Consider the following 20,763-nt stretch of genomic DNA (forward strand, 5'->3'; position numbering starts at 1 on the left):
ACCGCGTCCTCACCCGCCATCGACTTCACCGAGCGCAGCGCATCCGACACGTCATCCGCGAAGTCATGCAACGTCTTCGCCAGATGACGCACCCGGTCCGGATCACCCGGCGTCGGATCCTTGTCCAGGTCCAGAACGTGCCAGTCCCCCGGCCGATTCCCCGCCACGCCGCAACCCCCGTCACGCCCTCATCGCCAGTGCCCGTACGCACCAGCGAATTTACAGGGCGGAGGACGCGGCCGGCCGGGCGGTCAGTTCCCGGAGGCGTACGTCACGAAGTCGGCCCATGTGGTGGGGGCGAAGGTGAGGTGGGGGCCGTGGGTGTTCTTGGAGTCGCGGATGTGGATGGTGGCGGGGGTGGTGGCTATCTCGACGCAGTCGCCGGGCTCGCTGCTGCTGCTGTAGCTGCTTTTGAACCACTCCAACGCCGCTTCGACGCACTCACTGCTGTTGCTGCTGTCGCTGTAGCTGCTCTTGAACCAGCGGAGTTCCGGGGCGGTCATAGTTCTCCCAGCACTTGCTCGATGAAGGCCAGCGACTCCCTCGGGGTGAGAGCCTGGGCCCGGATCATGCCATACCGCAGTTCAAGGATCCGAAGGTCCTTCGGGTTCGAGACCGGGCGGGCGTTGAACGCGCCTTCGGAGCGACCGACGGCCGTACCGTCGCCGAACTTCAGTACCTCGATCAGACCCTGCATTCCGGCATGGTCCTCTCGATTGGTCGGCATGACTTGGATCGAGACGTTCCGCAACTGCCCAACCTCCAGCAGGTGTTCGAGCTGTCGGCGCAGCACCATTGTCCCTCCGATCGGTCGCCTCAGCGTCACCTCCTCCTGGATGAAGCTCAGTGCCGGAGCGAGCGCCCGATCGAAAATGCACTTCCGGGCAATGCGTGCAGCGACCTCGCGCTCCACCTCACTGGATGTAAGCGCCGGCTGCCTCGTCTCGAACAACGCCTTCGCGTACTCCTCCGTCTGCAGCAGGCCATGGATGTTGTGGTTGCTGTACAGCAACAGCTCAACCGCGCGCGCCTCCAGCTGCGCCAGCTCCCGCACCTTCTTCGGATACCGCGCCCTCTCCACGTCCTCCCTGAACGCCCGCAGATGCCCGCCCGAGTCCAGGACCTGGTCCGCCCGGTCCAGGAACTCCGGCCTGGGAATCCGCGCCCCCCGCTCGATCTTGCGGATCATGTCCTCGCCGTACCCCATGGCCTCGCTGAAGTCGGCCACGCGCATCCCGGCTGCCTCCCGGCAGAACCTGACCAGGCGGCCGACAGCCTCCACCAGTGGCGCACTCTCGTCCCCGGGTTCGACATCCCAGCCCGCCTCGTCCACGCCCTCACCACTCATGCCCACCTCCAACGCGCACCCGTACCCCCGCGACACCCGAGACAGCCGAGACAGGGCGGGACAACACCGAGACAGTCCCGGTACGCACCGGCGTCATCGCAGGTCAACACAAGCACGGTCCGCCACGCTGAGTGACATGAATCAAGAGACCGTCGGACTCCCGTCCCAACTGGGCGACACCATCCGCAACTTCAGCGTGCTGCTGTCCCCCACGCCACGCGGCGCCCGCCTCGCCCGGCTGCTCGCGACGGAGCAACTCCGTACCTGGGAACTCCCGTTGGAGAAGGCGTCGCAGATCGTGGCCGAGCTGGCGGCCAACGCGGCGACCCATGGCCGTATCCCGGGCCGCGACTTCCGGCTCACGCTGTACGTCGTCGGCGGCACCCTCCGCATCGAGGTGACGGACACGCGGAGTGACCTGCTGCCCCGGGTCCAACCAGCGCCCGCCGAGGGTGAATCGGGTCGGGGCCTGGTCCTCGTGGACGCGCTGGCCGACCGCTGGGGCGTCTCGTCGGGACCGGCGCCGCGCAAGACGGTCTGGGCGGAGCTGGCCGTCGCCGTCGTATCCACCGGATCGCGGCCCGTCCCGTCCCGGTGCGCCGTGACGCGGCCCGGCACGACATCAAAGCTCTAAATCCCCCGGAGAAATCCCCCACCCAACCCCACCAACCTCCCCGCCGCCGCCCGTCACCCGCACGGGTGACGTTCGCCAACTCGGCTGGCTTTCCGGCCAGTTCGTGGGCATATGCTCGCCGCGACAACCACATACACCGGTCTGCACACCACACCCACACCGCAGACATGCGACGGCCCCCGGCCGGGACTGGCATCCCGATCGAGGGCCTGACCACCGAGGAAGTAGGAGCTTCCCGATGGATAAGCAGAACCCTAGCGCGCCCCCGTGCGCCCAGCCCCTGAATCCGCGGGGCATCACCCACGTGAACGTCCGCTTCACCACCCGCTACACGGTCGTGGGCAACGACCTCGCCCAGCACCGCGAGCTGTCCCTCACCGCGATCGGCCTCGCCCTCCACATCCAGTCGCTGCCCGCCCGGGCCCACGTCGGCATCAAGACGCTCGCCGCCCGCTTCCCCGAGGGCGAGACCCGTATCGCGGCGGCCCTGCGGGAACTGGAGGCGCACGGTTACCTGTCCCGCACCAGGGAGCGCCTGCCGAGCGGCCGGGTGGTCACGCACACGGTGTCGTACAACCAGCCGAGAGGCCGCGAGGTCCAGGAGCCCGTGCCCAAGAGCAAGCCCACACCCGCAGCACCACAACCCCCACCCCCACCCCCACCTGCGGAAACGCCCCCCGATCGCGACCCACGACCCCCACTCCCCGAACCCCCCACCCCCGACCTCCCCCGCCACCGCACAGCCACCGCCCTCCTCGCGACCCTGCACCGCGACGACCCCCGCCTGCTCCTCGCGGACCGCGACGTACGCCGTCTGGCCCCGGCCGTCGAAGCTTGGCTGGAGCGCGGCGCCACCGCCGAAGCCGTACGCCGCACCCTGGCGTCGGACCTCCCCCACGAACCCCTGCGCCGCCCGGCAGGCCTCCTCGCCCACCGCCTCACCGAACTCCTCCCCGCCCCGACACCACCACCCCCGCCCCGCCCGCACCCCTTCCAGAACTGCGACGGCTGCGACCGCGCCTTCCGTTCCCTCCAGTCCGGCGGCCGCTGCCGCGACTGCCGAACCGACCTCATGGAGGCCGCAGCATGAGCGCGCATCACCGATACCGGGCTGTGCCCCCCATGGCCGGATACCCTGACCGGGGCACCCTTGGAGGCCACCATGCGCACAGGGTCCGACCACGGACACGAGCTGATCCCTCGCCCCGAACAGACCCCCGACGCGCTGCGCGCGGCCCTCGCCGTCGTCGCCCCCGGCCGCTTGGAGGAGATGCAGGCGCAGAAGGACGAGGCCTTCGCCAAGGCGGTCGAGTGGCAGTCCCTGAGTCCTGTTCAGAGCTGGGTCCTGATCTGGGCCAGAGAGATCGAAATCGCCCGCCGCCCCGAGCTGTCCGCGCGTCACGCCGACGCGTTGAGCAACCTCGAGCACAAGGACCCGGCCATCGCAGGGGAAGCCCTCCGGAGGTTGAGCACCGTCCTGGACGAAGCCATGCAGGCGGTCCGCGCTTGAGCTGGAAGTGGGAGTACGCCTTCGGCGCGCAGGACGCCGCCCGCAATGCTCCCGCCGACTTCCTTGCCAGGGTGGAGCGAAAGGCCGAGGAGCTGGTCAGAGCTGCCGAAGCCGTCCACCTCCACGGGCGGGCCCACGAGGGAACCGACCCGCGGGGCGGCGACATCATCGTCCCCGGCGGCATGTTCACCTACCAGGTCGTCGTGCGCAGCGAAGGTGTCTACGTCGTCCAGATCACGTATTTGGGCTTCTGAACGTCCTCAACCTCCCCGCCGCTCCCCCTGGGCCTCCAGAGGCACCGCCTAGGGCTCAGCGCCCCTCCCGCAGCCCCTCCCCCACAGCCACATACGCCGGCTTCTGCGCGTACTCCTCGTCCAGCAGCGTCGCCGCCCCCTCACCCGTGAAGACGCCCGGTACCCACGAGTGCTTGTCCGTGAAGCCCCACACCGTGAACGACTTGCAGCTGCGCGAGCCGAGGCAGGCGTCGAGGAGGCCGCGGAAGTACGTCGCCTGCTTCGCGAGCTTCTCGGAGTCGACCGGCAGGGCCATGCGGACGTCGACCTCCGTGAAGGCCGTCTGCATGCCCAGCTTGGCGAAGCGGGCGACGTTGTCGGAGACGTCGCCCGGGAAGCCGTACTGAATGCTCAAGTGGCCCTGGATTCCGAACCCCTGGACGGGAACGCCCTGTTTCCGGAGATCGCGGGCCAGCTCGTAGTACGCCGTGGACTTAGCGTTGACGCCCTCCACGTTGTAGTCGTTGAGGAAGAGCTTCGCCTTCGGGTCGGCGGCGTGGGCCCAGCGGAACGTGTCGGCTATGTAGGAGGGGCCCAGCTTCTGCAGCCAGAGCGAGTCCCGCAGCGAACCGTCGTCGTTGAAGACCTCGTTGACCACGTCCCACTGGTAGATCCTGCCCTTGAAGTGGCTGACCTCCGCCGTGACGTGCTTGTGCAGGATGCCGCGCAGTTCCTTCGCGTCGATGGAGCCGTCCGCCACACCCGCCGTCAGCCAGGCGGGGAGCTGGTTGTGCCAGAGCAGCGTGTGGCCGCGTACGGCCTGGCCGTGGGCCCGGGCGAAGGCCACGAGCTCGTCCGCCTTCGACCAGTCGTACGTCCCCCGCTCCGGCTCCACCGACTCCCACTTCATGACGTTCTCCGCCGTCACCGAGTTGAACTCGCTCGCCGTCGTACGCCGGTAGTCCGTCTCGTCGGCGAGCGCCGTCATGTCCACCGCGGTGCCGATGCGGACATCCGCCCGGTCGGCGAGCGCCCGCAGCGAGGCGTCGTGGACGGGGCGCGCGGAGGCCGACTGTGCGCCGGCCACCAGCATCGCCGCGCTCAACAAGACGGTCGCGGGCATGCGGAAGTGCTTCATGTGCGGTCCTTTTCTCTCTATGGGTACGGAAGGGGGTGCGAGGGGGTCAGTGGCCGGCTCGGCCGCTCTCCGGCGGCCCCAGATACGTCGGCGTCAGCCCACCCGTGTCGATCACCAGGCGCTGCAGCACGACGGTCGGGTCGACCATCCAGAACTTCAGTCGGTGCACGCCCGCGCGGCCGATCTCGTGCCGCGTCGACGTCACGTTGACGTTGTCCGACGTGTTGCGTGCCCACTTCGTGTTCATCAGGCCGTCGTCGGCGCCCGTGGCCGCGTGGATGTCGACGGTCTGCGGGGCGGCGTCGTCGAAGGAGACCGCGTAGCGCAGGCCGCCCGTCGGGAGCGCCGGGTTACGGGGGGACAGGTACGCCCAGACGGTGGCCGCGCCCGGCGTCAGCACGCTGACCTCGTACTCCAGGCGGGGGGAGGCCGCGGCGCCAGGTGTCCGGCGGGGCGCGGTGACCGGCCACGGGGTCACCCCCGCGCCCGTACGGCCGATGCGGTCCAGACGCCGCCACTCGCCCACCGAGCTCGCGTAGTGCTCCGCGTCCACGGCGACGTGTCCACCCGCTTCGACGAAGCCGCGCAGGCCCCGGGCCGACGGGTTGTCGACGACCGCGGTGACCGTGACGGACCTGCCCGCGCCCGTCACCGTGACCTCCGCCTCGGTACGGCCGCTCGGCGCCCGCGACCAGTCCACGCTCACCGTCGCGCGCACCTCCCGGTCGACCCGGCCCCTGGCGCGGTCCACGGCGAGCCACGGCACGGAGGTCGTGATCCGGTAGTCGAAGGGGGTCCCGCCCCGGTTGAAGACCTCGATGTACGGCGCGGGGCCCGTCCGGTAAGGGCTGAGCACCGGCAGCGCGGCGGCGCCCTGCGCATGCGGCCACCACCCCTCCGAGCCGTCGACCGCCACCCCCAGCTCGGCCCCCGACGGCACGTCGATCCGCTTGACCGCGGGGAAGAGGACGTCCGGCAGAGCGACGTTGTTGCGCTCCGGCTGCTGCCACGGCGCGTTCGGGCCGTAGCGCTCCACGTCCCCGTAGTCGATGTGCGGCTGCGTCTGGAAACCTCGCCATTTGCCGCCCGCCACCTGGGAGTTGAAGCGGTCGGCGAACGCGAGGTCCCGTTCCAGACCGGCTTCCGCGGCAGCCGCCAGGTCGTTCGTCGCCGCCCTGCCCTGCGCCGCGTACCGCAGGTTGGTGAACTCGGCCTCCCGCAGCACGTACACGTTGGCGGTCGCCTGGACCTCGTAGCCGACCAGCTCGTACCAGGCGTCCTGGGCCGCGGCCGGCAGCCGCTTCCCGATCCGCTCCGCGGCCTTCGCCAGCCGCCGCCAGTCGTCCGTGACCCGCTCCAGCTCCCGTCCGTAGAAGGGCGTCGCCTGGTCGTCGTACACGACCTCCGAACCGGCGAGCGTGATACGGCGGTTGAGCAGCTCGGGCTTTCGGCGCGACTGGAGCTGCCCGTACGTCGCCAGTACGTCGGCGATCGCCTTCGCCTGTGCCGCGCCGAAGTTCTGCCGGGCGTACTGCTGCTCCCATGAAGGGATGTCCTTGAGGTCCCAGCGCCCGGGATTCCAGGCGTAGTCCATGAAGAACTGCGTCGGCAGTTCGTTCCCCTTGAGGTCGCCGACGTTCACCACCCACAGCCCGTGGTTGCCGTACGCGTGGGCCTGGTGGAGCTGGTCCCAGAGGTTCGGCAGGGAGGTGGTGTCGACCCACTTGTAGTTGCGGCCGACGCCCACGTAGTCGAAGTGGTAGTACAGCCCGTGACCGCCCGCGCGCGGCGGCTCGGCGGGGTCCGGGTGCTTGCGGATGTTGCCCCAGTTGTCGTCCGTCAGTACGACGGTCACGTCGTCCGGCGCGCGCAGCCCCCGGTCCCAGTACCGCTGGACCTCCTTGTAGAGCGTCCACACCTGCGGGATCTCGGCCGGATCGCGCCCGGTGACCTCCTTGAGGATCCCCCGCTGCGTGTCGATGATCTCCCGCATCAGCTCGACGCCGTCGCCGTCCGGCAGGCTGGTGTCGCCGTTCCCGCGCATCCCGAGCGTGACGACGCCCTCGAAGTCCTGGTCGACCATGCGCCGGATGCCGTCGCGCCAGTACGCCTTGATCGCGTCGGCGTTGCGGCGGAACGACCACTCCCCCGTTCCGCCGTACGGGTCATGGCCGGGGGTCACGATCGCCCCGCTGCTGTCCCGCACGGCCGGAACCGCGTGCCGGTTCCACTCCTCGATGCCCCGCATCATGGGCGCCTCATGGGACGTGCCCATGACAATCCCGTACTCCTTGGCACGCGCGTGGTTCTCCGGGTCGTCCTCCGCGAAGGCCCGGCCCCACACGGCCGGCCACAGGTAGTTCGCCTTGAGCCGCAGCAGGACCTCGAAGACGCGTCCGTAGAAGTCGGCATTGAAGCCGCCGGCGAAGCCCGGGGCCTTTCCGGGCCCGAAGAACGCGGGCGCCCAGGTCCCCAGCGCCGGGTTCTCGTCGTTGACGAAGACGCCCCGGTACTTCACGGCCGGCGTGCCCTGGCTGAAGCGCCCGGCCCGCACGTACACCGCGTCCCGCCGCACCGGCGCCACGTCGTCCCACCAGTACCAGGGCGAGACCCCGATGCCGTACGAGACGTCGTACGCCCCGAAGATCGTCCCGCGCGGATCGCTGCCCGCGACGACGAACGCCCGCTCCACACCCGGCATCGGGCGCTCCACGACGGTCTGCAGCGAGGTCTCCCACCTGCCGCGCACACCGCTGACGTCCAGCTTCTTCGCGGCGATCAGGCCGTCGATCAGCGGGCTGCGGCCGATGGTGCCGACGAGGACGACCTCACGCGCCACGGTGTCCCCGGGGCGTACGCCCGTGACGCGCTCGATGTCGTCGCGGAGGTCGCCCGCCACCCGTACGACTCCCGGGTGATCCTCGGGGCTGACCACGACCGGCGCTCCCACGAGCGAGAAGGCGCCGCCGGTGAACGAGATGTACGCGCCCGGATCCGTGGAGCGAGCGGCGGCCGACGCGGTCCCGGACAGCATCGGCAGCGCGGCAAGCCCCACCCCCGCACCCGCCCCGAGAACGGCCCTACGGCTGACGTACCCAGACATGACGCACCCCTCCACATGAATTTGCTCAGCGGCATGACAAATAGTGGAGGGAGGGGTCCCTGGGGGGAATGGGTCGGCAGCGTCGAATAGTTTCGGAGGCGCCCGGCAGCCCGCCCGGGGGCCGGGTAAACAGCGAAAGGGCCCGTACGACCGAAGTCGTACGGGCCCTTCCAGGTGCTCTTGAAGGAGCTACCAGGTCATGCGAGCGTCAAATTACTTGACGATGCTGACGACCTGGCCGGCGCCCACGGTCCGGCCACCCTCACGGATGGCGAACTTCAGGCCCTCTTCCATCGCGACAGGCTGGATGAGGTTGACGGTCATGGAGGTGTTGTCACCCGGCATGACCATCTCGGTGCCCTCGGGGAGGGTCACAACGCCCGTCACGTCCGTCGTACGGAAGTAGAACTGCGGACGGTAGTTGTTGAAGAACGGCGTGTGGCGGCCACCCTCGTCCTTGGACAGGATGTAGGCCTGGGCCTCGAACTCGGTGTGCGGCGTGACCGAACCGGGCTTGATGATGACCTGGCCGCGCTCGACGTCCTCGCGCTTGATGCCACGGAGGAGCAGACCGACGTTCTCACCGGCCTGGCCCTCGTCGAGCAGCTTGCGGAACATCTCGATGCCGGTGACCGTGGTGGTGGTCTTCTCCTGCTTGATGCCCACGATGTCAACGGTCTCGTTGACCTTGAGGACACCACGCTCGATGCGGCCGGTGACGACCGTGCCACGACCGGTGATCGTGAAGACGTCCTCGATCGGCATCAGGAACGGCTTGTCGACGTCACGCTCGGGCTGCGGGATCGCCTCGTCGACGGCGGCCATCAGGTTCAGGACCGACTGGCCCCACTCCTTGTCGCCCTCGAGCGCCTTGAGCGCCGAGACCTTGACGACCGGCAGGTCGTCGCCCGGGAACTCGTACTCGGAGAGGAGCTCACGAACCTCGAGCTCGACGAGCTCCAGGATCTCCTCGTCGTCCACCATGTCGGCCTTGTTCAGGGCGACAACGATGTAGGGAACGCCGACCTGGCGGGCCAGGAGCACGTGCTCCTTGGTCTGCGGCATCGGGCCGTCGGTGGCGGCAACCACGAGGATCGCGCCGTCCATCTGCGCGGCACCCGTGATCATGTTCTTGATGTAGTCCGCGTGACCGGGGCAGTCGACGTGGGCGTAGTGACGCGTCTCCGTCTGGTACTCGACGTGCGCGATCGAGATCGTGATACCGCGCTGGCGCTCCTCAGGAGCCTTGTCGATCTGGTCGAAGGCCGAGGCCTCGTTCAGGTCCGGGTACGCGTCGTGCAGCACCTTGGTAATGGCGGCCGTGAGGGTCGTCTTACCGTGGTCGATGTGACCGATGGTGCCGATGTTGACGTGCGGCTTAGTCCGCTCGAACTTCGCCTTCGCCACTGGGTCCTCCTGTGGAGTGGTTCTGGTACGCCTTACTCATCGGCGCCAGGTGATCTTTGCTGGGATGCCGCCCGCCGGGGTTCTCCCTTACCGGATGAGCCCCGGCGGTCGGTGTCAAGCCTAAAGCGTGTAGACGGGTGTGTTACTCGCCCTTGGCCTTCGCGATGATCTCCTCGGCGACGTTCCGGGGAACCTCGGCGTAGGAGTCGAACTGCATCGAGTAGCTTGCGCGACCCGAGGTCTTGCTGCGGAGGTCGCCGACGTAGCCGAACATCTCCGAGAGGGGCACGAGGCCCTTCACGAGGCGAGCGCCGTGACGCTCCTCCATGGCCTGGATCTGGCCACGGCGGGAGTTGATGTCACCGATGACATCACCCATGGACTCCTCGGGCGTGGTGACCTCAACGGCCATCATCGGCTCGAGCAGAACGGGCGACGCCTTGCGCGCGGCCTCCTTGAAGGCCTGCGATCCGGCGATCTTGAAGGCGAGCTCCGAGGAGTCGACCTCGTGGTAGCCACCGTCGAGAAGAATGACGCGGACGCCAGTCATCTCGTAGCCCGCGAGGATGCCGAACTGCATGGCTTCCTGCGCACCCGCGTCGACCGAGGGGATGTACTCCCTCGGGATGCGGCCACCGGTGACCTTGTTCACGAACTCGTACGCCGGACCGTCGGCCTCGAGGATCGGCTCGATCGCGATCTGCACCTTGGCGAACTGACCGGTACCACCGGTCTGCTTCTTGTGGGTGTAGTCGTGACGCTCGACGGCCTTGCGGATCGTCTCACGGTAAGCGACCTGCGGCTTGCCGACGTTGGCCTCGACCTTGAACTCGCGCTTCATACGGTCGACCAGCACCTCGAGGTGCAGCTCGCCCATACCACCGAGGATGGTCTGGCCGGTCTCCTCGTCCGAGTGAACGTGGAAGGAGGGGTCCTCCTCCGCGAGACTCTGGATGGCGACACCCAGCTTCTCCTGGTCACCCTTGGACTTGGGCTCGATGGCGACCTGAATGACCGGCGCCGGGAAGTCCATGGACTCCAGGATGACCGGGTTCTTGTCGTCGGACAGCGTCTCACCTGTGGTGGTCTGCTTCAGGCCCATCACGGCGACGATGTCGCCGGCGCCCACCGACTCGATCTCCTCACGCTTGTTCGCGTGCATGCGGTAGATCTTGCCGATGCGCTCCTTCTTGCCCTTGACGGAGTTCAGCACCGCAGTGCCGGCCTCCAGGCGGCCCGAGTAAACCCGGACGAAGGTGAGCTTGCCGAGGTGCGGGTCGCGCATGATCTTGAACGCGAGCGCGGACAGCGGCTCGTCCACGGACGGCTTGCGCTTGACGACGACCTCGGGGTCCTTGACGTCGTGGCCCTCGATGGCCTCGACGTCCAGGGGGGTCGGCAGGTAGCGCACGACCGCGTCGAGCAGGGGCTGGACGCCCTTGTTCTTGAACGCGGTGCCACAGAACACCGGGGTGACCGTGACGCCGTCGGACTTGCCGGACGCGATGGTGACGCGACGGATCGCGGCGTAAAGCTGCTCCTCGGTGGGCTCCTGGCCCTCCAGGAACAGCTCCATGATCTCGTCGTCGTGCTCCGCGACGGTCTCGACCAGCATGCCGCGGTACTCCTCGGCAGCCTCGGCGTGCGTGGACGGGATGTCGACTACGTCGTACATCTCGCCCTTCTCCGCCTCGGCGGACCACACGAGCGCCTTCATGCGGACCAGGTCCACAACGCCCTTGAAGTCCATCTCGGCACCGATCGGAAGCTGCATGATGATCGGAACGGCGCCAAGCCGGTCCTTGATCATGTCCACGCAGCGGTGGAACTCGGCGCCGGTGCGGTCAAGCTTGTTCACGAAGCAGATGCGCGGCACGCCGTAACGGTTGGCCTGACGCCACACCGTTTCGGACTGCGGCTCTACACCCGCGACACCGTCGAACACCGTGACGGCACCGTCGAGGACGCGGAGCGAACGCTCCACCTCGACCGTGAAGTCGACGTGCCCGGGGGTGTCGATGATGTTGATCGTGTAGTCGTCGTCCTCAAGCGGCCAGTGACAGGTGGTGGCAGCAGAGGTGATCGTGATGCCACGCTCCTGCTCCTGCTCCATCCAGTCCATCGTGGCGGCGCCGTCGTGGACTTCACCGATCTTGTAGCTGACGCCGGTGTAGAAGAGGATCCGCTCGGTGGTGGTCGTCTTGCCCGCGTCGATGTGAGCCATGATCCCGATGTTGCGGACCTTGGCCAGGTCAAGTGAAGTGGTAGCCATAAGGCTTCGGTCTTCTCTCGGTCTCGATGTGGGTTACGACTACCAGCGGTAGTGCGCGAAGGCCTTGTTGGACTCGGCCATCTTGTGGGTGTCCTCACGCTTCTTCACAGCGGCACCAAGGCCGTTGGAGGCGTCGAGAAGTTCGTTGAGCAGACGCTCGGTCATGGTCTTCTCGCGACGGGCGCGGGAGTAACCGACGAGCCAACGCAGCGCGAGCGTGCTGGCGCGACCGGGCTTGACCTCGATCGGCACCTGGTACGTCGCACCGCCGACGCGGCGGGACTTGACCTCGAGGGTCGGCTTGATGTTCTCCAGAGCGCGCTTCAGCGTGATGACCGGGTCGTTGCCGGTCTTCTCGCGCAGGCCCTCCATGGCGCCGTACACGATGCGCTCGGCGGTGGAGCGCTTGCCGTTGAGCAGCACCTTGTTGATGAGGGAGGTCACCAGAGGGGAACCGTAGACCGGGTCGATGATGACCGGGCGCTTCGGGGCGGGGCCCTTACGAGGCATTTCTACTTCTCCTTCTTGGCGCCGTAGCGGCTGCGGGCCTGCTTGCGGTTCTTGACACCCTGGGTGTCGAGCGAACCGCGGATGATCTTGTAGCGAACACCGGGCAGGTCCTTCACACGGCCGCCGCGCACGAGCACGATCGAGTGCTCCTGCAGGTTGTGTCCCTCACCCGGAATGTAAGCGGTGACCTCGATCCCACTGGTCAGACGCACACGCGCGACCTTACGCAGGGCCGAGTTCGGCTTCTTCGGGGTGGTCGTGAACACACGCGTGCAGACACCGCGACGCTGGGGCGAACCCTCGAGTGCGGGCGTCTTGTTCTTCTCGACCTTGTCCTGCCGGCCCTTCCGGACCAGCTGCTGGATCGTAGGCACTACTTCTCCGGTTTCTGTGTGCCGAATGGTGAAGCTAACCTGGAACGTCGCCGACCCACGCGGTCGGGTGTGTCGAAGCCGCGGACTCTCGCCGCAAGGCGAGAGGGGCGCAGATTACGGTGGCCGCTTACGACTCCCCCTGTGCGGTTGAAGGCACGCACGGGAGCCAGGGCACACCCCAGGCACAAGGTCTGAGCGTACCTATCGCATCCACTCCGGTCAAAACAAATGCCTTCGCGCAGGACACGCCGGGTCCGCCACACGTTCGCCACACCGCCGCAACGCCCTCCCGGGCGGTCCGGCCCACGGCGCTGAGCTGCCCCTGAACGGCCTCGGACGCCCTCGGACACCCTCCCCGCCCCCACCGGGACCGGAGAGCGCCCGACCGGCCCTCAGGCGCCTGCACATCCGCCCTTGCCCACAACGCCGACGGGCGGCCACCCCCGAAGGGATGGCCGCCCGCCCACAGACGTACGCCTTACTGGTTGTACGGACCGTAGTCGTAGTCCTCCAGCGGAACGGCCTGGCCGGAGCCGGTGCCGAACGGCGAGTAGTCGATGTCGTCGTAGCCGACGGCCGAGTACATCGCGGCCTTGGCCTCCTCGGTCGGCTCGACCCGGATGTTGCGGTAGCGGGACAGGCCCGTACCGGCCGGGATGAGCTTACCGATGATGACGTTCTCCTTGAGGCCGATCAGGGAGTCGGACTTGGCGTTGATCGCCGCGTCCGTCAGAACCCTGGTCGTCTCCTGGAAGGACGCCGCCGACAGCCACGACTCGGTGGCGAGCGAAGCCTTGGTGATACCCATCAGCTGCGGGCGGCCGGAGGCCGGGTGGCCGCCTTCCTGCACCACGCGACGGTTCTCGACCTCGAACTTCGAACGCTCGACCAGCTCGCCGGGCAGCAGCTCCGCGTCACCCGACTCGATGATCGTCACACGGCGCAGCATCTGCCGGATGATGATCTCGATGTGCTTGTCGTGGATCGACACACCCTGCGAGTTGTAGACCTTCTGGACCTCGCCGACCAGGTGGACCTGGACGGCACGCTGACCCAGGATGCGCAGCACGTCGTGCGGGTTGGTGGCACCCACGGTGAGCTTCTGGCCCACCTCGACGTGCTCGCCCTCGGACACCAGGACCCGGGCACGCTTCGAGATCGGGAACGCCGTCTCGTCGCTGCCGTCGTCCGGGGTGACCACGAGCTTCTTGGTCTTCTCGGTCTCCTCGATCCGCACGCGGCCGGAGGCCTCGGAGATCGGGGCGACACCCTTCGGCGTACGAGCCTCGAAGAGCTCGACGACACGGGGCAGACCCTGGGTGATGTCGTCACCGGCCACACCACCGGTGTGGAAGGTACGCATCGTCAGCTGGGTACCGGGCTCACCGATGGACTGGGCGGCGATGATGCCGACCGCCTCACCGATGTCGACCAGCTTGCCGGTGGCCAGCGAGCGGCCGTAGCACATGGCACAGGTGCCGACCTGGGACTCGCAGGTCAGGATCGAACGGGTCTTGACCTCCTCGACACCGTGGTGCACCAGCTGGTCAATGAGCACGTCGCCGAGGTCCACGTTGGCCGGCGCGATCACCTTGCCGTCGATGACGACGTCCTCGGCGAGCATGCGGGCGTAGACGCTGGTCTCGACGTCGTCCGCCTTGCGCAGCACGCCGTCGGCGCCGCGCTCGGCGATCCGCAGCTTCAGACCGCGCTCGGTGCCGCAGTCCTCCTCGCGGATGATGACGTCCTGCGAGACGTCCACCAGACGACGGGTCAGGTAACCCGAGTCGGCGGTACGCAGGGCGGTGTCGGCCAGACCCTTACGGGCACCGTGCGTCGAGATGAAGTACTCGAGGACGGACAGGCCCTCACGGAAGGACGCCTTGATGGGACGCGGGATCGTCTCGTTCTTGGCGTTCGACACCAGACCACGCATACCGGCGATCTGACGCATCTGCATCATGTTTCCGCGGGCGCCCGAGTTGACCATCATCGAGACCGGGTTGGTCTTCGGGAAGTTCGCGTTCATCGCCTCGGCAACCTCGTTGGTCGCCTTGGTCCAGATCGCGATGAGCTCCTGCGTGCGCTCTTCCTTGGTGATCAGACCGCGCTCGTACTGCTTCTGGACCTTCTCGTCCTGGTCCTCGTAACCCTTGACGATCGCCTTCTTCGCGTCGGGGACGACGATGTCGGAGATGGCCACGGTCACGCCGGAACGGGTCGCCCAGAAGAAGCCGGCCGCCTTCAGGTTGTCGAGCGTCGCCGCCACGATGACCTTGGGGTAGCGCTCGGCGAGGTCGTTGACGATCTCGGAGAGCTGCTTCTTGCCGACCTCGTAGTCGACGAACGGGTAGTCCTCGGGCAGCAGCTCGTTGAAGAGCGCGCGGCCCAGGGTCGTCCGCAGGCGGAAGGTGTCACCCTGCTGCCACTCCGGCTCGCCCTCCTCCTGCGCCGGCGGGGTCCAGCCGCGCGGCGGGATGGTGCCCACCGGGAAGCGGATGTCCACGCGCGACTGCAGCGAGAGCTCGCCGGCGTCGAACGCCATGATCGCCTCGGCCACGGACGAGAAGGAACGCTCCTCGCCCTTGACGCCCCGCAGGTCACCGTCGGTGGTCAGGAAGAACAGACCGAGGACCATGTCCTGGGTCGGCATCGTGACCGGACGGCCGTCGGCGGGCTTGAGGATGTTGTTCGAGGACAGCATCAGGATGCGGGCCTCGGCCTGCGCCTCCGCGGAGAGCGGCAGGTGCACGGCCATCTGGTCACCGTCGAAGTCCGCGTTGAACGCGGTGCAGACGAGCGGGTGGATCTGGATGGCCTTGCCCTCGACCAGCTGGGGCTCGAAGGCCTGGATGCCGAGGCGGTGCAGCGTGGGCGCACGGTTCAGCAGAACCGGGTGCTCGGCGATGACCTCTTCGAGGACGTCGTACACGACCGTGCGGCCGCGCTCGACCATCCGCTTGGCGCTCTTGATGTTCTGCGCGTGGTTCAGGTCGACCAGGCGCTTCATCACGAACGGCTTGAAGAGCTCCAGCGCCATGGCCTTGGGCAGACCGCACTGGTGCAGCTTCAGCTGCGGACCGACGACGATGACGGAACGCGCGGAGTAGTCCACACGCTTGCCGAGCAGGTTCTGACGGAAACGACCCTGCTTGCCCTTCAGCATGTCGCTGAGGGACTTCAGCGGACGGTTGCCGGGGCCCGTGACCGGGCGACCACGACGGCCGTTGTCGAAGAGGGCGTCGACCGCCTCCTGGAGCATGCGCTTCTCGTTGTTCACGATGATCTCGGGCGCACCGAGGTCGAGAAGCCGCTTCAGGCGGTTGTTGCGGTTGATCACACGGCGGTACAGGTCGTTCAGGTCGGAGGTCGCGAAGCGGCCACCGTCCAGCTGCACCATCGGGCGAAGGTCCGGCGGGATGACCGGCACGCAGTCGAGCACCATGCCCTTGGGGCTGTTGCTGGTCTGCAGGAACGCGGAGACGACCTTGAGGCGCTTGAGCGCACGGGTCTTCTTCTGGCCCTTGCCGGTACGGATGATCTCGCGGAGACGCTCGGCCTCCTCCTCGAGGTCGAAGGACTCCAGGCGCTTCTGCAGCGCCGCGGCACCCATCGAACCGTCGAAGTACGTGCCGAAGCGGTCGCGCAGCTCGCGGTAGAGCAGCTCGTCACCTTCGAGGTCCTGGACCTTGAGGTTCTTGAAGCGCGTCCACACCTCGTCGAGACGGTCGATCTCGCGCTGCGCACGGTCACGCAGCTGCTTCATCTCACGCTCGGCACCTTCGCGCACCTTGCGGCGTACGTCGGCCTTGGCGCCCTCGGCCTCGAGCTCGGCCAGGTCGGTCTCGAGCTTCTTGGCGCGCGCCTCCAGGTCGGAGTCGCGACGGTTCTCGATCTGCTGACGCTCGACGGAGACGTGCGCCTCCAGCGAGGGCAGGTCACGCGTACGGCGCTCGTCGTCGACGAACGTGATCATGTACGCCGCGAAGTAGATGACCTTCTCGAGGTCCTTCGGGGCGAGGTCGAGCAGGTAACCCAGGCGCGACGGAACGCCCTTGAAGTACCAGATGTGCGTGACGGGGGCGGCCAGTTCGATGTGGCCCATCCGCTCACGACGCACCTTGGCGCGAGTGACCTCGACGCCGCAGCGCTCACAGATGATGCCCTTGAACCGGACACGCTTGTACTTGCCGCAGTAGCACTCCCAGTCCCGGGTCGGACCGAAGATCTTCTCGCAGAAGAGTCCGTCCTTTTCGGGCTTGAGGGTGCGGTAGTTGATGGTCTCTGGCTTCTTGACCTCGCCGTGGCTCCACTGACGGATGTCGTCAGCGGTGGCCAGACCGATCCGGAGCTCATCGAAGAAGTTGACGTCGAGCACTATGCGTCAATCCCTCTCAGGGTTGTAAGTCATGGGGTCTGAAACGGGGGTCCTGGGGCCGGCCGGGGGCTCATCGCTGAGCCCCCGTACCGGACTCCCGTCAGACCTCTTCGACGCTGCTCGGCTCGCGCCGGGACAGGTCGATGCCAAGCTCCTCCGCAGCGCGGAAGACGTCCTCGTCGGTGTCGCGCATCTCGATGGACATGCCGTCCGAGGACAGCACCTCCACGTTGAGGCACAGGGACTGCATCTCCTTGATGAGCACCTTGAAGGACTCGGGGATGCCGGGCTCGGGGATGTTCTCGCCCTTGACGATGGCCTCGTAGACCTTCACGCGGCCGGTGACGTCGTCGGACTTGATGGTCAGCAGCTCCTGGAGGGCGTACGCGGCGCCATAAGCCTCCAGCGCCCACACCTCCATCTCACCGAATCGCTGGCCACCGAACTGGGCCTTACCACCCAGCGGCTGCTGGGTGATCATCGAGTACGGACCGGTCGAACGGGCGTGCAGCTTGTCGTCGACCAGGTGGTGCAGCTTGAGGATGTACATGTAGCCGACCGAGACCGGCTCCGGGAAGGGCTCACCCGAGCGGCCGTCGAACAGCGGCGCCTTGCCGGACGGGAGGACCATGCGGCTTCCGTCGCGGTTCGGCAGCGTGTGCTCGAAGAGACCGGCGAGCTCGTCCTCACGCGCACCGTCGAAGACGGGGGTGGCGACGTTGGTGCCCGGGACGACCTGGTCGGCACCGATGGCCTGCAGGCGCTGCGCCCACTCCTCGCCGAGCCCGGAGACGTCCCAGCCGCGGCTGGCGAGCCAACCGAGGTGGATCTCCAGGACCTGTCCCGGGTTCATTCGGGACGGGACGCCCAGCGGGTTGAGGATGATGTCGACCGGGGTGCCGTCCTCCAGGAACGGCATGTCCTCGATCGGCAGGATCTTCGAGATGACGCCCTTGTTGCCGTGACGGCCGGCGAGCTTGTCACCGTCGGTGATCTTGCGCTTCTGCGCCACGTACACGCGCACCAGCTGGTTCACACCGGGGGGAAGCTCGTCGCCCTCCTCGCGGTCGAAGACGCGGACACCGATGACCTTGCCGATCTCGCCGTGCGGGACCTTCAGGGAGGTGTCGCGGACCTCGCGGGCCTTCTCACCGAAGATCGCGCGCAGCAGGCGCTCCTCCGGCGTCAGCTCGGTCTCACCCTTGGGCGTGACCTTGCCGACGAGGATGTCACCGGCGACGACCTCGGCACCGATGCGGATGATGCCGCGCTCGTCGAGGTCGGCGAGGACCTCCTCGGAGACGTTCGGGATGTCCCGGGTGATCTCCTCGGGGCCGAGCTTGGTGTCACGGGCGTCGACCTCGTGCTCCTCGATGTGGATCGAGGAGAGGACGTCGTCCTGTACGAGGCGCTGCGACAGGATGATCGCGTCCTCGTAGTTGTGACCCTCCCACGGCATGAACGCCACGAGCAGGTTCTTGCCGAGCGCCATCTCGCCGTTCTCGGTCGCGGGACCGTCGGCCAGGACCTGGCCCTCGATCACGCGGGCGCCCTCGTCCACGACAACCTTCTGGTTGACGGAGGTGCCCTGGTTCGAGCGGGAGAACTTGTGCAGGCGGTACGTGGTGTACGTGCCGTCGTCGTTGGCGGTGGTGATGTAGTCCGCGGAGACCTCCTGGACCACACCGTCCTTCTCCGACTTCAGGACGTCACCGGCGTCGACCGCGCAGCGGTACTCCATGCCGGTGCCGACGAGCGGCGCCTCGGACTTGATCAGCGGCACGGCCTGACGCATCATGTTCGCGCCCATGAGGGCACGGTTGGCGTCGTCGTGCTCCAGGAACGGAATCATGGCGGTCGCGACCGACACCATCTGGCGCGGCGAGACGTCCATGTAGTCGACGTCGTCACCGGGGACGTAGTCGACCTCTCCGCCACGACGGCGGACCAGGACGCGGGACTCCTCGAAGCGGAACTCGTCACTGAGCGGCGCGTTGGCCTGCGCGATGACGAATCGGTCCTCTTCGTCGGCCGTCAGGTAGTCGACCTCGTCGGTGACGACGCCGCCGGTGACCTTGCGGTACGGCGTCTCGACGAAGCCGAACGCGTTGACGCGGCCGTAGGAGGCGAGCGAACCGATCAGACCGATGTTCGGGCCTTCAGGGGTCTCGATCGGGCACATGCGTCCGTAGTGGGACGGGTGCACGTCACGGACCTCGAAGCCGGCCCGCTCACGGGAGAGACCACCCGGGCCGAGCGCCGACAGGCGGCGCTTGTGGGTGAGACCCGACAGCGGGTTGTTCTGGTCCATGAACTGCGACAGCTGGCTGGTGCCGAAGAACTCCTTGATGGAGGCGACGACCGGCCGGATGTTGATCAGGGTCTGCGGCGTGATCGCCTCGACGTCCTGGGTCGTCATGCGCTCACGCACGACGCGCTCCATACGAGCCAGACCCGTACGGACCTGGTTCTGGATGAGCTCGCCGACGTTGCGCAGACGACGGTTGCCGAAGTGGTCGATGTCGTCGGTCTCGACGACGATCGACGTGCCGTTGTCGCCAACGGTCTCGGTCTCACCGGCGTGCAGCTTCACCAGGTACTTGATCGTCGCGATGATGTCCTCGACGGTCAGGATCCCGGCGTCCAGGGGGGCTTCCCCGGCCAGCTTCTTGTTCACCTTGTAGCGGCCGACCTTCGCGAGGTCGTAGCGCTTGGGGTTGAAGTAGAGGTTCTCAAGAAGCGTCTGCGCGGCCTCACGGGTCGGCGGCTCGCCCGGACGCAGCTTGCGGTAGATGTCGAGCAGCGCGTCGTCCTGGCCCTGGGTGTGGTCCTTCTCCAGGGTGGCGCGCATGGACTCGTACTCGCCGAACTCCTCCAGGATCTGCTCGGTCGTCCAACCGAGAGCCTTCAGGAGAACGGTGACGGACTGCTTGCGCTTGCGGTCGATGCGGACACCGACCATGTCGCGCTTGTCGATCTCCATCTCCAGCCAGGCACCACGCGAGGGGATGACCTTGGCGGAGAAGATGTCCTTGTCGGACGTCTTGTCGATGGAGGAGTCGAAGTAGACACCCGGCGAGCGGACCAGCTGCGACACGACGACACGCTCGGTGCCGTTGATGACGAAGGTGCCCTTGTTGGTCATGAGCGGGAAGTCGCCCATGAAGACCGTCTGGGACTTGATCTCGCCGGTCTCGTTGTTGGTGAACTCAGCGGTGACGAAGAGCGGGGCCGCGTACGTGAAGTCGCGGTCCTTGCACTCGTCGATGGAGTTCTTGGGGGGCTCGAAGCGGTGATCCCGGAACGTGAGGGACATCGACCCGGAGAAGTCCTCGATCGGAGAGATCTCCTCGAAGATCTCCTCCAGACCGGACTTGGTGGGGACGTCCTGTCCACTGTCCAGAGCCGCCTCGACACGAGCCTTCCACGCTTCGTTTCCGAGCAGCCAGTCGAAGCTCTCGGTTTGCAGCGCAAGAAGGTTCGGAACCTCGAGGGGCTCCTTGATCTTTGCAAAGGAGATGCGCAGCGGGGCGGTGCTGGCGCCGTTGTTCGTATTCGCGGTCGAGGCAGTGCGCGAGGCGGCCAAGAGGGGGTCCTTCCGAGGGCTCGGACTCACTACGCGCGTACCGGTCCCAGCCGGAACACAGACACAGGCCTTTCCTGAATCAGCCGAGAACGGCCAGGTCAGGGATGGTCCAATCGTCAGTGCTCAAGCGAGGGCTTGCCCCTGGTGACGGGCAGGAGGCAGCTAACAGGCAGCGCAAAGGGTCAGTGTAGCCACTAGGCCCACTGATGTCCAGTCCCCATTTTTTGAGACCCTCGTCGTACTCAACACCTGCGGCAAGCCACGCCCTCA

At 67.3% G+C, this 20,763-nt stretch carries 14 protein-coding genes; 4 read left to right on the top strand and 10 right to left on the bottom strand.

Annotation, left to right across the window (positions count from 1 at the left end; all coding sequences use genetic code 11):
• Positions 1 to 251 precede the first annotated feature (251 nt).
• Complete coding sequence (locus ABZS97_RS30475) at positions 252 to 503, bottom strand: DUF397 domain-containing protein (RefSeq protein WP_356142786.1); 252 nt, start codon at positions 501 to 503, stop codon at positions 252 to 254.
• Complete coding sequence (locus ABZS97_RS30480) at positions 500 to 1,348, bottom strand: helix-turn-helix transcriptional regulator (protein ID WP_356142788.1); 849 nt, start codon at positions 1,346 to 1,348, stop codon at positions 500 to 502. The genes ABZS97_RS30475 and ABZS97_RS30480 overlap by 4 nt, the downstream gene beginning before the upstream one ends.
• 136 nt (positions 1,349 to 1,484) lie before the next feature.
• Between ABZS97_RS30480 and ABZS97_RS30485 the strand changes: the two genes are divergently transcribed.
• From ABZS97_RS30485 to ABZS97_RS30500, 4 genes are all read left to right on the top strand, one after another.
• The gene (locus ABZS97_RS30485) at positions 1,485 to 1,982 is read left to right on the top strand and encodes an ATP-binding protein (protein ID WP_356142790.1); all 498 of its coding nucleotides are present in this window, start codon (positions 1,485 to 1,487) and stop codon (positions 1,980 to 1,982) included.
• Between the two features lie 238 nt (positions 1,983 to 2,220).
• Entirely contained in the window at positions 2,221 to 3,072 is an 852-nt protein-coding gene (locus ABZS97_RS30490) for a helix-turn-helix domain-containing protein (RefSeq protein ID WP_356142792.1), read from the top strand.
• Positions 3,073 to 3,144: 72 nt separating this feature from the next.
• On the top strand, positions 3,145 to 3,492 hold the full coding sequence (locus ABZS97_RS30495; protein WP_356142794.1) for a hypothetical protein: 348 nt from the start codon (positions 3,145 to 3,147) through the stop codon (positions 3,490 to 3,492).
• Positions 3,489 to 3,746 (top strand): hypothetical protein, encoded by a 258-nt coding sequence (locus ABZS97_RS30500; protein WP_356142796.1) that lies wholly within the window; start codon positions 3,489 to 3,491, stop codon positions 3,744 to 3,746. The genes ABZS97_RS30495 and ABZS97_RS30500 overlap by 4 nt, the downstream gene beginning before the upstream one ends.
• Positions 3,747 to 3,801: 55 nt before the next feature.
• On the opposite strand, the gene ABZS97_RS30505 is transcribed toward ABZS97_RS30500, so the two are convergent.
• The 8 genes from ABZS97_RS30505 to rpoB form a co-directional block, all read right to left on the bottom strand.
• Positions 3,802 to 4,818, bottom strand: a complete 1,017-nt coding sequence (locus tag ABZS97_RS30505) for an endo-1,4-beta-xylanase (protein ID WP_356142827.1) — start codon at positions 4,816 to 4,818, stop codon at positions 3,802 to 3,804.
• Between the two features lie 91 nt (positions 4,819 to 4,909).
• Positions 4,910 to 7,966, bottom strand: a complete 3,057-nt coding sequence (locus tag ABZS97_RS30510; RefSeq protein WP_356142797.1) for a glycosyl hydrolase 115 family protein — start codon at positions 7,964 to 7,966, stop codon at positions 4,910 to 4,912.
• A 213-nt stretch (positions 7,967 to 8,179) separates the two neighbouring features.
• The gene (tuf, locus tag ABZS97_RS30515) at positions 8,180 to 9,373 is read right to left on the bottom strand and encodes an elongation factor Tu (protein ID WP_356142799.1); all 1,194 of its coding nucleotides are present in this window, start codon (positions 9,371 to 9,373) and stop codon (positions 8,180 to 8,182) included.
• Between the two features lie 142 nt (positions 9,374 to 9,515).
• A complete protein-coding gene (gene fusA, locus ABZS97_RS30520) occupies positions 9,516 to 11,645 on the bottom strand; it encodes an elongation factor G (RefSeq protein ID WP_356142801.1) in 2,130 nt (709 codons plus the stop codon).
• Between the two features lie 39 nt (positions 11,646 to 11,684).
• Positions 11,685 to 12,155 (bottom strand): 30S ribosomal protein S7, encoded by a 471-nt coding sequence (gene rpsG / locus ABZS97_RS30525; protein WP_081218873.1) that lies wholly within the window; start codon positions 12,153 to 12,155, stop codon positions 11,685 to 11,687.
• A gap of 2 nt (positions 12,156 to 12,157) precedes the next feature.
• Positions 12,158 to 12,529 (bottom strand): 30S ribosomal protein S12, encoded by a 372-nt coding sequence (gene rpsL, locus ABZS97_RS30530; RefSeq protein WP_003948652.1) that lies wholly within the window; start codon positions 12,527 to 12,529, stop codon positions 12,158 to 12,160.
• A 478-nt stretch (positions 12,530 to 13,007) separates the two neighbouring features.
• Positions 13,008 to 16,907 (bottom strand): DNA-directed RNA polymerase subunit beta', encoded by a 3,900-nt coding sequence (locus ABZS97_RS30535; protein WP_356142804.1) that lies wholly within the window; start codon positions 16,905 to 16,907, stop codon positions 13,008 to 13,010.
• Between the two features lie 100 nt (positions 16,908 to 17,007).
• A complete protein-coding gene (rpoB, locus tag ABZS97_RS30540; protein WP_356142806.1) occupies positions 17,008 to 20,493 on the bottom strand; it encodes a DNA-directed RNA polymerase subunit beta in 3,486 nt (1,161 codons plus the stop codon).
• Positions 20,494 to 20,763: the final 270 nt, after the last annotated feature.

The sequence above is a fragment of the Streptomyces sp. NPDC005485 genome (assembly GCF_040606085.1).
Classification (GTDB): domain Bacteria; phylum Actinomycetota; class Actinomycetes; order Streptomycetales; family Streptomycetaceae; genus Streptomyces.